At 42.1% G+C, this 13,778-nt stretch carries 14 protein-coding genes; 10 read left to right on the top strand and 4 right to left on the bottom strand.

Annotated elements, in window-relative coordinates; all coding sequences use genetic code 11:
• The first annotated feature begins 43 nt into the window (after positions 1-43).
• Together bamG and lptC are read left to right on the top strand one after the other, a co-directional pair.
• On the top strand, positions 44-1,351 hold the full coding sequence (gene bamG, locus G9X63_RS07680) for a BamG family beta-barrel-assembly machinery protein (RefSeq protein ID WP_252622281.1): 1,308 nt from the start codon (positions 44-46) through the stop codon (positions 1,349-1,351).
• 9 nt (positions 1,352-1,360) lie between these two features.
• Positions 1,361-1,903, top strand: a complete 543-nt coding sequence (gene lptC / locus G9X63_RS07685) for an LPS export ABC transporter periplasmic protein LptC (protein WP_130923670.1) — start codon at positions 1,361-1,363, stop codon at positions 1,901-1,903.
• Here the strand turns inward: lptC and G9X63_RS07690 are convergent.
• The 4 genes from G9X63_RS07690 to recN all read right to left on the bottom strand — a co-directional run bounded on the left by G9X63_RS07690 (position 1,900) and on the right by recN (position 5,012).
• Positions 1,900-2,268, bottom strand: coding sequence for a c-type cytochrome (locus G9X63_RS07690; RefSeq protein WP_252622283.1), 369 nt, complete (start codon positions 2,266-2,268; stop codon positions 1,900-1,902). The two genes, lptC and G9X63_RS07690, sit on opposite strands and share 4 nt — an antisense overlap.
• 116 nt (positions 2,269-2,384) lie before the next feature.
• Positions 2,385-2,999, bottom strand: a complete 615-nt coding sequence (locus G9X63_RS07695; RefSeq protein ID WP_252622284.1) for an SCO family protein — start codon at positions 2,997-2,999, stop codon at positions 2,385-2,387.
• Positions 2,974-3,354, bottom strand: a complete 381-nt coding sequence (locus tag G9X63_RS07700; protein ID WP_252622286.1) for a hypothetical protein — start codon at positions 3,352-3,354, stop codon at positions 2,974-2,976. Before G9X63_RS07700 ends, G9X63_RS07695 begins: the two co-directional genes overlap by 26 nt.
• Complete coding sequence (recN, locus tag G9X63_RS07705; RefSeq protein WP_252622288.1) at positions 3,351-5,012, bottom strand: DNA repair protein RecN; 1,662 nt, start codon at positions 5,010-5,012, stop codon at positions 3,351-3,353. The genes G9X63_RS07700 and recN overlap by 4 nt, the downstream gene beginning before the upstream one ends.
• A gap of 143 nt (positions 5,013-5,155) precedes the next feature.
• Between recN and sucD the strand changes: the two genes are divergently transcribed.
• From sucD to G9X63_RS07745, 8 genes are all read left to right on the top strand, one after another.
• Positions 5,156-6,034 (top strand): succinate--CoA ligase subunit alpha, encoded by an 879-nt coding sequence (gene sucD / locus G9X63_RS07710; RefSeq protein WP_130896041.1) that lies wholly within the window; start codon positions 5,156-5,158, stop codon positions 6,032-6,034.
• Positions 6,035-6,103: 69 nt separating this feature from the next.
• A complete protein-coding gene (locus G9X63_RS07715) occupies positions 6,104-7,219 on the top strand; it encodes a DUF4271 domain-containing protein (protein WP_252622290.1) in 1,116 nt (371 codons plus the stop codon).
• 93 nt (positions 7,220-7,312) lie between these two features.
• On the top strand, positions 7,313-8,092 hold the full coding sequence (locus G9X63_RS07720) for a uroporphyrinogen-III synthase (protein WP_130896043.1): 780 nt from the start codon (positions 7,313-7,315) through the stop codon (positions 8,090-8,092).
• 64 nt (positions 8,093-8,156) lie between these two features.
• Positions 8,157-9,146, top strand: a complete 990-nt coding sequence (locus G9X63_RS07725) for a PorP/SprF family type IX secretion system membrane protein (protein WP_252622292.1) — start codon at positions 8,157-8,159, stop codon at positions 9,144-9,146.
• A 154-nt stretch (positions 9,147-9,300) separates the two neighbouring features.
• Positions 9,301-10,440 (top strand): T9SS ring complex lipoprotein PorK/GldK, encoded by a 1,140-nt coding sequence (gene porK / locus G9X63_RS07730; RefSeq protein ID WP_130896045.1) that lies wholly within the window; start codon positions 9,301-9,303, stop codon positions 10,438-10,440.
• 33 nt (positions 10,441-10,473) lie between these two features.
• Positions 10,474-11,211, top strand: coding sequence for a type IX secretion system motor protein PorL/GldL (porL, locus tag G9X63_RS07735; protein ID WP_252622294.1), 738 nt, complete (start codon positions 10,474-10,476; stop codon positions 11,209-11,211).
• A 2-nt stretch (positions 11,212-11,213) separates the two neighbouring features.
• Positions 11,214-12,806 carry a type IX secretion system motor protein PorM/GldM gene (porM, locus tag G9X63_RS07740; RefSeq protein ID WP_252622296.1) on the top strand — a complete coding sequence of 531 codons (1,593 nt, stop codon included), beginning with the start codon at positions 11,214-11,216 and terminating at the stop codon, positions 12,804-12,806.
• Between the two features lie 12 nt (positions 12,807-12,818).
• Entirely contained in the window at positions 12,819-13,736 is a 918-nt protein-coding gene (locus G9X63_RS07745; RefSeq protein WP_252622298.1) for a gliding motility protein GldN, read from the top strand.
• Positions 13,737-13,778 lie beyond the last annotated feature (42 nt).

The following is a 13,778-nucleotide window of genomic DNA, read 5'->3' on the forward strand; positions in this document are numbered from 1 at the left end:
ACCTTTACACACTAGTATTCCCAAAAGGGAGGATTTTAATTGTATGAATTTTATTTCTTTGAATCAGCCTATAACCCTTCTGAAAACGCTTCGTTCTCTACTAACCGTCTTCTTATTAACCGCAGCCCCTGCCGTTTTTGCGCAAACTATTTTGAATTCGCCCTACTCGTATCTAGGAATGGGAGAGATTCAAAAAAGTGAGAACGTAACTAATATGATGATGGGTGGCATAGGTGTGTCGAACTCGAATGGAATCTATACGAATGTGGTGAATCCCGCTTTATTAGCGCGTAACCGCTGGACAAATTTAGAAGTGGGGATCAATACGGAATACAAAACCTTACAGGATTACCGCCAGCAACAAAAGGTTTTTGGAGGTAATTATCAATCGTTGAATTTAACGTTACCTATTACGTCTCGTTGGACGATGGCTGTGGGAATTCGTCCTCATTCGGCAGTAGAATATGAAACAAGATCTTATCGACGTTTGAATTTATTAGGGGTGGATAGCTTGATTTACAGTTACAAAGGAAGCGGTGGTGTAAGTAAAGTTTCCATTTCGAATGGTGTGCGTATTTACAAGGAGTTCTATGTAGGCTTGCAAATGGATTATTTGTTTGGACAAGTAAACCGCAATGTAGCGACGCAAAACATGTCTGATGGACAGTATTACAAGGTGCAATTAGAGGATTTGACGTCCTATTCTGATTTCCAATTTAAGGCGGGATTTGCCTACAGAGCTAATTTGAAGCCAGATCTGTTTTTGAATCTAGGGGCTACTTTAGATATAAATTCGACATTGAATGCATCGCAAGTGAAGCGATTTGCAACGATGGATCTTTCCGGATTGACGGTGATTAACGCTGATACTTTGGAAAAATCTACCGCTTTTGTTCAGCAAATTCCCGTAGCGAAACGTTTTGGACTTAGTCTAGAAAAGGCGGCTAAATGGATGGTTGGGGTGGATTATTCGTATACTGATTGGAGTAAGGTGAATAATAATTTAGGTCGTTCGGCGACTTTGCCAGCCTCACACAAAGTAGCGGTGGGCGGCGAATATACACCTGATATCGAGTCTATTTCAAGTTTTATCAAACGAACTACCTATCGTATGGGTGCGTCTTACGAGAAAACACCCTATGACTATTTAGGTAATGGCAATTATGCTGTGGATAAGAATTTGAGTTTTGGAGTTGCGCTGCCTCTTCGTAATTTATCTTTCTTAAATATCGCCTACCAAGTAGGTCGACGTGGCTTGGTCTCAGAAAATGGGATGGAGGAGCAATATCACCGCCTGACTTTAGGTTTGACCTTTAGTGATCTGTGGTTCCAAAAGCAGAAAATCAACTAATTTTTCCCAATGCGCAATTCGAGCTTTCTCTTTTTGCTCTTTAGTAGTCTCACTATTTTTTCTTGTCGCGAAAAAGCGGATGATTCAAAGGCGGTCTATGTAGGACCTAAGTCGGAATTATACGGTATCGATATGGTCTATTCTGATTCCGCCAGAAAAGTAGTTCGAATGGTGACGGAAACCCAGTTGACCTTAGCTTCCGAGGATCGGGTCTATCCGAAAGAGATGAAACTTTGGTTCTACGATAAAACGGGAAAGATAACTTCCGAAGTTCGGGGTGATTCTGCCCATTTTTACCGCCAAAAAAATACCTATAAACTCATCGGTCACGTAGTGATCCACAACATTGAAAAAGGGGAAACCTTAAAGACGGACGAATTCAATTGGTTACCAGTCGAAAAGCGTATTTTTACAGACAAGGCGGTTCAATTACGCACGCGAACGGAATTAGTGAATGGGGTCGGACTTGATGCCGCTCAAGATTTCTCCTCTTATTCCTTGCGTCAAATTCGAAATTCGGTCGTAGCTGTTGAGGGTATGCCCACTAATTAGCGGCAATTTTGCAAGGCCATTTTTACACTATCTACTGGATAGATTTGCTTCTTGCCTCCCCATTTTTCTCGCATATACGTAACTAACTCTGCGATATCTAAAGCCTGTAGTTTCGCATTAGCTGGCATAAAACCATTTCCCTTCTTTCCGTTTTTGAATAAGCAGGCCAAAGCCTCGGGGCTCAATTTCGTTTGTTGAATTGACGGATATAAATCTCGTAACCCTGCTCCATCTGCCTGATGGCAATTTTCGCAATGTGTTTTATACAAGGCCATGCCCTCCACGAAATATTGTTGTTGGGTGATTTCCTCTTTGCTTGAGCAAGAGAACAAAACTGGTACAAATAGTAGAAGTAAGTATTTCATATTTTTTTAAGATTAGAGAGAGGAGAGTATAGAGCATAGATAAAAAATACTATCTACTCTATGCTCTATAATCTCTACTCTCTTTTAAATGAAAGGTAAAATTCCCCACGGGAATTTTACCTTTCATTTAAAAGAATTTCCATATCCTCCAGCAAATGATTCACCTCTGTTTCCACGGTGCCATCATAAATGCCTCGAACATGTCGGTTTTTGTCTACTAAAATAAAGGCGCCACTGTGGACAAATCCACCAGCCTCGATCGGGTCTTCTTGTGCAGAAACCATATAACTTTTCTGGCCTAGTTTATAAATGGCCGCTTTGTCACCAGTCAACAAATTCCATTTAGGGGCTTTCACCTGTAATCGAGTAGCATAGTCATGCAGAACTGAAGTGTTGTCGAAATCTGGGTCTATGCTGTGTGAAATGATTCGAACTTCGTCGCGCTCTTTATAGCGCTCATAAATGCGAAGCATTTGTGTTTTCATTTTAGGGCAAATAGTAGGGCAAGTGGTAAAGAAAAAATCAGCTACATAGACTTTCCCTTCGATGTCTTTCTGAGAAACGAGTACCGAATCTTGATTTAGAAATTGAAAATCAGGAATCTGATGATACACGGTATCACCCGTTGCATTGACTGTTTTAGGGCCTAGAAACGGCAGTTTCTTCTCTTGGGAGCAGGAAAATGCGACTACAGCAAATAATAAACTAAGGACGGTATTTTTGTGCAACATGTAAAGTAGAATCTGTCAGTTGTTGAAGTTCAGTTAATTGGGTGTATTGGTTCTTGAGGTAAATTACCTTAGAGCTTACATCCATTTTGCCCAAGCTATCGATGGAGAACTGGTGCATCCAATCCATCATTGATTTATCAGCTTTATCTAAGGAACTAATTAGTTTACGAACGTGCGTGGAATCGGCACCCGTTGAAAGGCTGTCTAATTTTGTTTTCAGAGAGATGATTTGTTCTGTTTTAGGCATTAATACATCGTGTAATCCGAGGACTTTCGCTTGTAATTCTTCGCTGAGTTTTTCTTCTGCTTGTGAACAGCCTAGCAATAGAAGGCTGAGCGCGATATACTTTTTCATTCGTGTGATTGGATTAAATTTCGAACATTATCGAGTAAATCACGGTAGCCTTGTTGACCACCGATCATTTTGGCGATTTCTTCTACACGTTCCTCTTCTCTTAACTCACGAAGGTTAGAAACAGTTTTCGATCCCGCGTGATCTTTGTAGACAAACCAGTGTTTGGATCCGGCTGCCGCGATCTGGGGAAGGTGGGTGATGGCGATGATTTGGTGTCCTTGACTCATTTGACTGAGCATTTGTCCCATTTTAATGGCGATTTCTCCGGAAACACCGGTATCGATTTCGTCCAAAATCAACGTTGGCAAGGCTCTTTTCTCCGCCAACAAATGCTTAATCGAAAGCATTAAGCGACTCATCTCGCCTCCTGAAGCAATTTGCTTGAATGGTTTAGGGGCTAAACCTTTGTTCGCAGAGAAAAGTAGCTGAATTTTATCTGAGCCGTTCGCGGCTAGTTCTTTGGCCATCATCTCCCAGGCCAAATTCGCATTCGGAATACCTAAGGATTGTAGGGAAACGACGAGCGAAGTGGATATCGCATCTAAAACGGCAGAGCGAGACGCGGATAAGGCAGTTGCTGCAGATGTAGCGATCCTAAAATCGGCGTCCACACGCTCCCGTGCGTCTGCTATCAGCGTGTCCATCGATGAAAATTGAGATAATCGCAAATCGAGTGAATCAACTAATGCCACTAATTCACCCACGTTAGCCACTTGGTATTTTTGCAATAAGCGATTGAGCAAATCTAATCGTTTCTGTTTTTGTTCTAATTCTAACGGATCGTACACGAAATCTTCCGCCTCGCCTTCGACTTCAGCACCTAAATCTTTTAATTCGATCCAGATGGATTCAATACGTGTTTTCCAATCCGCAAAATTCTCACCCCATTTACTCAGCGCGGTGGCTTGTTGCAGCGCTATGCGACTTTGATGAAGGGCGGAAACCTCTGAGACGCTAAGTGCCTGAGCTAAAACGGCCAATTTCTCCTGGATTTGTTCGGCGTTTTGCAGTTTTTGGACAGCGGTATCTAAAGCTTCATATTCACCCTCTTTTAGCTGTGCCTTACTTAACTCATCAAATTGAAATTGGATGAAATCTAATTCTTGGGTCCCTTTAGTGGATTCTTGTTCCAAGGCACGCAAGGCGGAAACACTAGAAGACCAAGCGGAATAGGCAGTAATGTAGGCCTTTCTCAACGCTTCATTTTGCGCATAAGCGTCCACCATATCCAGCGTGAAATCCGGATGGGACATCCACCACGTATCTTGCTGGGAATGAATATCGACTAATTCGTTTCCGATTCGCTTTAAGGTTTCGAGTGTAACTGGCGTGTCATTGACGAAACTGCGGGATTTTCCTTGTGGGTTGATTTCTCGGCGGATCAAGCAAGGTTCCTCGAAATCGATTTCTTCTTCCTCGAATAGGGTTTGTAAATGCGGGAAGCTCTCTAGCGAAAATTGGCCTTCGATGATGCATTTTTTGGTGGCATCGAAGAGGCTTTTGCTGTCCGCTCTTTGGCCTAATAATAAGGAAATGGCACCTAATAAGATGGATTTTCCGGCACCCGTTTCCCCGGTAATCACCGTCAATCCACCTGTCAAATGCAGGTCGAGCTGTTCGATCAACGAGTAGTTTTGGATATGAAGGTGCTTCAACATAGGAAAGGCATCAAAGTTCGAATTTACGCAAAAAAAATTGTTCGCATTTTTATTTCGTCTATCAATCAGGATTTTGATAATTTTTATCAATATTTTGTACCTTTGGAAAAATTTTTCGCCTACGTTATTATAACCCCTACGAAATGAGTGTTTTAGTAAATAAGAATTCAAAAATTATTGTTCAAGGTTTCACCGGAACTGAAGGATCTTTCCACGCGGAGCAAATGATCGCTTACGGAACCCAAGTGGTAGGTGGTGTTACACCCGGAAAAGGTGGCGCTAAGCACTTAGATCGCCCTATTTTTAATACAGTAGCAGATGCAGTTGCTTCTACAGGAGCTGATACATCAATCATTTTCGTTCCACCAGCATTTGCTGCGGATGCGATTATGGAAGCTGCGGATGCAGGAATTAAAGTCATTATTTGTATCACGGAGGGTATCCCTACGAAAGATATGATCGTGGCGAAAGAATATATCTCGAACTTCGAGACTCGTTTGATCGGACCTAACTGCCCAGGCGTTATGACGGCTGACGAATGTAAAGTAGGTATCATGCCAGGCTTTATCTTCCAAAAAGGTCGTGTAGGTATCGTTTCTAAATCAGGAACATTAACATACGAAGCGGTAGATCAATTAACAAAAGCAGGTTTAGGCCAAACAACGGCGATCGGTATTGGTGGTGACCCTATCATTGGGACAACCACGAAAGAAGCGGTTGAATTATTAATGAACGACCCAGAAACAGAAGGTATCGTGATGATCGGTGAGATCGGTGGCGGTATGGAAGCAGAAGCGGCTCGTTGGATTAAAGCAGATGGTAACCGCAAGCCAGTCGTTGGTTTTATTGCAGGCCAAACAGCTCCCAAAGGACGTCGTATGGGTCACGCAGGTGCGATCATCGGTGGTGCTGATGATACAGCAGAAGCGAAGATGAAGATCATGCAAGAGTGTGGAATCCACGTGGTTTACTCTCCAGCTGATATTGGCGAGACGATGATCAAAGCTTTGGCATCTAAATAAATCGAAATAAATCAAGGAATGATTCCTTTCTTTTTAAAATCTGCTCATCTGATTCCTTCGCGGAAAACGATGAGCAGATTTTTTTTATGGGCTTTATTACTCCTTGCGGGAACCAGTCAGGCCGCTTGGAAGAAGGTGTATTCCTTTGAGCGCGATTGGTTAGTGTACCAGGAGGCTTGGAAAAGTTTCTTGCCCTACATCACCTCGAAGCATTATACGTACCATTCGAAGTCCTTAGAATTAGATCCGCAGGCTTTTCCCAAAGCCTATCTAGCCATTTACCCCCAAGAAAATTACCACCTCTTTCTGCAAGGCACCTTATTTAAGGCCATCAAGAAAGGGGAGACGTATCGTTTGCCGCTGGATAGTTTGAAGAGCCAGGTTATTTTAACGGTGTACTCCGAGAATCTGGAGGGATTGCCAAGCGAATTTGTCTTAGAGCGGGATGAGCCTGTTAGCACGCAAGGGAAAGCGGATTTTTTCTCGCTTGAAACGCGCTCCGGTTCGGTCTATTCGAATTTTTTTCTCTTGAGTTTTTTAGTGCTTCTTTTTTGCTTAGGTCTGCTCTATGCGGCTTATCCTCGTATTTTTGCCTCTTTTTTCCGCTATTCCGATTGGATTCGTTGGGAAGTGAAGGATGAAGTATGGATGCGGCGGCCCTTTGCCTTGCCTAATTTATTAGTCTTATTTACCCTCAGTTTGCTAATCAGTTGCCTCGCCTTTTTAACCGGAATGAAGTCGAATGTGAAAGAGGAGTTTTTTAGCAACTTGGAGAATTTTATCCATATAGGTCCGAGTCTATTTTTTATTTTTTCGACATTAGGTCTTTCCTTTTTACTTTTCCTTTCTCGCTTCTTTGTTTATTACCTTTTTACGGACTTGTTTAAATTGAAAGGTCTAGCCAATGTCCACTATTTTAAATCGCTGCAAACGAATCTGCAATTCTTTGTGGGTTTATTTGTCTTTTTGAGTTTTTACGCCATCTATTTAGGGCCTGCGGCTCCTATTGATTTTACTTACGTGCGCTATTTAGTAGACGCGTATTTTGTGATACGATTCTTTTATTTTTTCCAATCTTTTCGTCGGAGTTTTTCCTACAACGCTTTGTTCTTATTTACCTACTTGGTGATCATCGAAGGACAGATTATCTTGTTTGGTATCAGGGAATTAATTTTTCCAAGTTAACATTTAACGCAGGATAATCTTCTGTGAAAAAATGTCGTATATTTGCATTCTGAATTTTAAGGCTGGTGTTTTTCCGGTCCAAATTGAATGATTATGAGTAAAACTGCAACCGAAGAAACGAGTCGTTTAAAGAAAGTAAAGAGTATTTTAGTCACGCAATCTGCCCCTGCAGATGCGAAATCACCTTACTTTGAGATTGAAAAAAAGTATAATGTAAAGGTTGATTTCAGACCTTTCATCGAAGTACAAGGTATTGCCTATAAGGATTTTAGAAAGCAAAAAATTGAAATCCTTCAACACACAGCTATCATTTTTACGAGTCGTCACGCGATTGATCACTTCTTCCGTATGTGCAAGGAGGCGAAAATCGAGGTGCCTACCGATATGAAATACTTCTGTATTACGGAGCAAACGGCTAATTATTTGCAAAAATACATCGTTATCCGTAAGCGTAAGGTGTTTACAGGTACGAAGACAGCTTTAGATTTATTAGAAATTATTAAGAAGCACAAGACAGAGAAATTCTTGTTCCCTTGCTCTAATAAACGCCAAAAAGACCTTCCTGACTACATGGGCACCAATGACTTCCAATTAACGGAGGCGGTGATGTACGAAACGGTTTCTGCGGATCTATCTGATTTAGAAGAGGTTTTCTATGATGTGATTGCTTTCTTTAGCCCATCTGGAATTACGTCTCTTTTCCATAACTTTCCAGACTTCAAGCAAAATAACACGCGTTTAGCTGCTTTTGGTCCTACTACTGCACAAGCGGTCGTGGATGCAGGTTTAGTCGTGGACATTCAGGCTCCTATGCCGAATGCACCTTCTATGACCGGTGCCCTCGAGCATTACATCAAGCAAGTAAATAAATAATAAAAAAGCCTCCTTCGTTGAGGCTTTTTTATTATTTTTAGACATCCTATTTTTCATCCAACGAATGACGCGTAAAATGAGCCAAAAAAAGCGGTGCTTTTCTCTACCTGTAGGGCTGCTCTTACTATTCATTTCTGTTACGTCATTTGCTCAGCAAAGTCCTCAATTCAGTATTTTTTCGGCGAATTCGAATATCGTCAATCCGGCTTTCTCGGGTTGGAAGTCGAATAATTATGTGGCTCTTCAGTTCAGAGACCAATGGTCAGGTTATACCACTTCCACGGATGGATCTGGTACATTAGGGACCACTTGGTTGTCAGGATCTTTCGGTATCACCTCGAAAGGGGGATTAGGAGTTCAATTTTACAGTGATAAGACACCTTCAGGTGTTTCACAACAATTAATTCAATTTCAAGGAGCCTACCACCTGACTAAAGGCAATGGACTTTGGTCTTTTGGTCTGTCACTTGGATTACAAACAAAATCCTTTGATGGTCGTAGCTTCCGGGTGAGAGATCCGAATGATCCTTTGGCCAATCTTGTTTCAGGATCTGCCGTAAATCAAACGCAACCAGATTTTGGTTTAGGCGCCGTTTATTCTACGGATAGTTGGCAAGTAGGCCTCACCGCGGATCATATAACAGCGCCAAGATTCGATTTCAATGGGGGAACGGCTTCGATGCCACTAGATCGCATATTTGCCCTGCATGGAAGTGCTGAAATTCCGTTAAGTGATTATTTTGACATGGTGCCTTATGCTTTAGTTCGCTATTACAGCGGTCAAATTGTGCCTGAAGGAGGCGCTAGGGTCTACTACAATAAACTAATTTATGCGGGCGCGGCTTATCGGAATGGGGATGCTGCGATGGGTTTGGTAGGAGTTTCAGTACTCCAAAACAAGGTGGATATCGGATATGCCATTGATATTACAACGGCTAATGCCTTGAATAAGAAGCCCTTGTCGCATGAGGTATTTGTAAGGTTTCGAATTCCAGAAAGAACGATTCGCCAGAAGCCAGCTCCTATAAGAACACCACGGTTTAGGATTTTGTAGCGGGTCGATTGAAAATTATTTTGAAACCTATCCGAATGTTAGAATATTCCTTTAAATTTGAGGAATTTGTTAATTCTGTGAGGGGATTATTTTTGATTATCGGCAATTTTTAGAGGGCCATAACGTTTAGAAAAACAGAAATTTAAAAAGGTATATGAATTTTCATAATCTGAATAAGAAAGTAGTCTGGCTTTTATCCCTGGTTTTAATAACCAGTCTTTTAGCTAGCTGCGGTTCTAAAAGCAATACAGGTGGGAAGACGTTAAGTTCTTCTAAGTCAACGAAGTCGAAGGGTTTAAAAGGTTTATTCTTTAAGCCTGCAACCGAAGATCCAGGTGTTTTCAATGGTGAAATCGTCGCGGTTAATCGCAAGGGTTGGTCTCAACCCACGCCATTTGGAATGGTCTTAGTGCCTTCTGGTAGTTATTTAATGGGACAAGGCGATGAAGATCCCTCGCGTTCAGCTATCAATTTTCCACGTAGAGTGACCGTTTCAGCTTTTTTCATGGATGATACGGAGATTACAAACTATGAATACCGTCAATTTGTGGAGTCCATTTTACGGGATTCCTTGTCTGTATTAGGTGAGACGAAAATTATGTCAGATTATTACCCTGATACGACGCGTTGGGCAGAAGATTTAAAAATGCCAGGTTATCAGACGCGTGACTTTACTTATGGGGATCCGATGACGGAGAATTATTTTTCTAGTCCTGCTTTTGACATGTATCCAGTAGTGGGTGTTAATTGGTCTGCAGCGAAGTATTTCTGTGATTGGCGTTCTAAATTGATGAATAGCTACCGCAAAACACAAGGTTTAGCTAATTTGCCTCGTTTCACTTTGCCTACCGAATCCGAGTGGGAGTGGGCGGCTCGTGGAGGACGCGCCTCAGCGAAATACCCTTGGGGAAATCCTTATTTATCGAATGCGAAAGGCTGTTTGCTAGCGAATTTCAAGCCACATCGGGGTAATTACGATGCGGATGGTTACGAATACACGGCTCCTGCAAATGCTTACAGTCCGAATGATTATGGCTTGTACAATATGGCCGGTAATGTGGCGGAGTGGTGCGAAGATGCATTTGAAGAAAATGCGTCAGCAGTTACCTGGGATTTGAACTCCATTAACCGAGACGCGAATAATCCACGTAAAGTAGTGCGTGGTGGTTCTTGGAAGGACATTGGCTACTATTTAGAAACAGGTACACGTACCTTTGAATTTGAGAAAAACAAAAGATCCTACGTAGGATTTAGATGTGTAATGCGTTACTTAGGACGCCCTGCATCCAGATAATTAAACCGAAATCTACTATTAAGAATTAACAAAATGGAAAAGTCGATTAATGTAATTGCCAGTTTTGGTGCCGCTATCGTTATTGTAGGAGCACTTTTTAAAATTTTGCACTGGACTGGTGCGAATGAGATGTTGATGGTGGGGATGTTTACGGAGGCCGCTATCTTTATTTTGTTTGGTGTTCTTTATTTGAAATCAAAAGAGGAAAAGCATTACGACTGGGAAAAAGTATATCCTGAATTGATGGGTGAAGCACCTCGTCCCGCTGCGGCACGTCACACGGGTGATGTTCCTGGCTTAGATGCAGAGGCGGTGGCTCATTTAACGAAGAGCTTGAAATCTTTAACGGACACAGCGAACAGCTTGTCTGAAATTTCTAAAGCGACAGGTGCGACACAAGATTTTGTTAAATCATTAACGACTTCAGCAGAATCATTAGGTGGCTTAAACAAGTCGGTTTCTGAAGCATCTCAATCATTAGCGACCATTTCAGCTTCTTCTACTGAAGCAGCTAAGTATACACAGAATTATGCGAAGGCTGGAGAATCTTTGGAAAAATTAAACGCAGTGTACGAGGCGGAAATTCAAGAAGCCAGCAAGCACATGAAAGCGATCAACGGATTCTACTGTAACGTGAATGCGAGCGTAGAGCACATTGCTGCGACTCAGAAAGATGCAGAATTATTCAAGGCTGAATTAGCGAAATTAAACGCGAATATTCAATCCTTGAACCAAGTATATGGTAGTATGTTAACAGCTATGAAAGGCTAATTATGGCAAGTTTAAAAGAGACCCCCCGGCAGAAAATGATCGGGATGATGTATTTGGTATTAACGGCCTTGCTCGCGTTGCAGGTTAGTGATGCCTTATTACAGAAATTTGCCCTTTTGAATAGTAGTTTGGAAATGGCAAATCAATCATCCTTGAACAAAAGTAAAGGTATGGTGCAAGGAATTGAGGAGCGTATTAAAGACCTTCCGAATCCGGCAGCCTATGCAGATGTATTGAAAAAAGCCAATGAAGTGCGTCGTTTAACGGATGCTTTAGTAGGACATATCGAGAATGTAAAAGGTCAAGTGCTTGAAGCGGCTGGAGGTATTGATCCTGAAACGGGTAATATTAAGAATCCGAAAGAAGAGGAAAAGATTTATGAAATTATGGTAGGTGGCGCTAAACAAGGTGAAGCTTACAAATTAATTCCGATGTTCGATAGCTATGTGAAGCAATTGACGGCATCTGCTGATCCTGGAACAAAGTTTGCCTCTTTGGCCTTGGAAGCGAAAGATATTCCTTCTGCTCAGAAAGATCCAAATCAAGCGAATAAGGATTTCGCCGAATTTAATTTTGAGCATACACCAGTGGCTGCGGCTTTAGCCACCTTATCTCAAAAGCAATCAGAAATTCGCCGCTATGAGGCGGAAGTTCTCAATCAATTAGCGGCTAAAGTAGGAGCGAAAGAAATTAAGTTTGACAAAGTATTTGCCCAAGTTTCTGCTAATGCGAATACGGTGGTAGCCGGCATGGAATACCAAGCGGAGGTATTTATTGCGGCGACTTCCAGTGGTTTTACCCCGCGCATGAGCTATAACGGTTCTCCGCTACAAGTAGTGGATGGTCGTGGTCAAATCAAATTCAAGACTTCAGGTGGTGGATACGATGCGAATGGTTTAGCGAAGAAGACCTATACGGCATCTGTTTCTTACATGAGCCCAGCGGGTCCTAAGACAGAATCAATTACGAAAGAATACTTTGTTTTAAAACCTACTTATAACATCGAAACGGGAACGTTGCCAGCGCTTTATTTAGGCTGTGCAAACCGTTTAAGTGTTGCGAGTGCGGGTTTAGGAGCGCTTTGGAACCCAAGCTTTACGGCTGAAGGTGGAGAAGCAATTGCTGGTGCTAATAAAGGTAAAGTGACCATTGTTCCTACCGCAGCTTCGGTAACCTTGAATGTGAATAATGCGGGGACCTTATTAGGTAAGGAGACTTTCCGTGTGCGTCGTGTGCCTAGACCAGATATTAAAATCGTAGGAAGTAGCGGTGCGGAGTTGAATGATAAGAGTGGGGAGAATTCTGCCAGTCTGCGTTTTGTGAATGCAAAGGCTATTGCGGATGAGTCATTTGCTGCGACGAATCCAGAAGATGCGAATTACCGTGTTTCTGAAATTGAAGTGGCACTAGCCCGTGGAACGAAGCGTGTGGCATCTATCACGTTGCCAGGTGGAGGATCTATTTCTTCTTTAGCAGGTCAAGCGCAAGCGGGTGATCGCTATCGCATTGAAGTAAAAGGAGTACAACGTAAGAATTTCAAAGGAAGTGTGGAGACGATACCATTCTCATTCGTTAAAGTTATTCCATTGAATTAATCGGATTGATTTATGAAGTTGAAGCCTATTTTATTTGTCGTATTTTGTCTGATGTCATTCGGTGCTTGGGCACAAGAAACATCACCTAATCCGAACCCTAATTCTGCGCATCCAATCGATGAGGCAGATATTCAATACCGTGCGCAAATTTGGCGTAGAATGGATTTGAATGAAAAGATTAACCAGCCCTTCTTTGCGGAGAATAACCAAATCTCTAAATTTCTAATTGATGGAGTGAAGGCCGGTGTGTTAACCCCCTATTCAAATGACTCTCTAAATACGAAATTAAGTCTGGAGCAGTTTTTGGAGCGCTTGAAGCTGAAAGGTAAATTAGAAAATGGCGGATTGACAGCAGAGGAAATTGCGGCCGGTTTTGGCGGTGATGCAAAACCAGCGGCAGCTCCTGCCTCAGGAGGTGGCGCAGATGATGGCTGGGGAACGAAAAAGACCGAGACATCTAACGCCGAGAAGTCAGCTGTCGATGATTTTGATAAAGGACCTATTGTCGCAGGAGTCGAATACTATATTCCGAAGCAGTTGTCTATCTTAGAAATTAAAGAGGACGCGATCATTGACCGGAAACGTTCTCGTTTGTATTTTGATATCCAGGCCATTACGTTGAAAATACCAGCTTCACAGTCTGATGCCGGTTTAGAGGATATTGTAGCCTCTTTCCGTTTTAAAGACGTGTATAAGTTCTTTAAGAACAATCCTAATTGCATTTGGTTTAACTCTACCAATGAAATGCAACACCGTAACATGGCGGATGCCTTTGATTTACGCTTTTTTAGCGCACGTATTATCAAAAAAGGAAATGCGGCAAACAAAGACATTTTCGACCAATTTGGAGATGGAAAAGAAGCATTAAAGAAATCGCAAAAATTAGAGCAGCAGCTGCAAGATAAAGAGGCTGAAATGTGGGAGAATTAAACCCCATAATCTTATTTTAATACAATTTAAACCACCTTTTGG

Source organism: Aquirufa antheringensis, assembly GCF_023921165.1.
In the GTDB taxonomy this organism is placed as follows: domain Bacteria; phylum Bacteroidota; class Bacteroidia; order Cytophagales; family Spirosomataceae; genus Aquirufa; species Aquirufa antheringensis.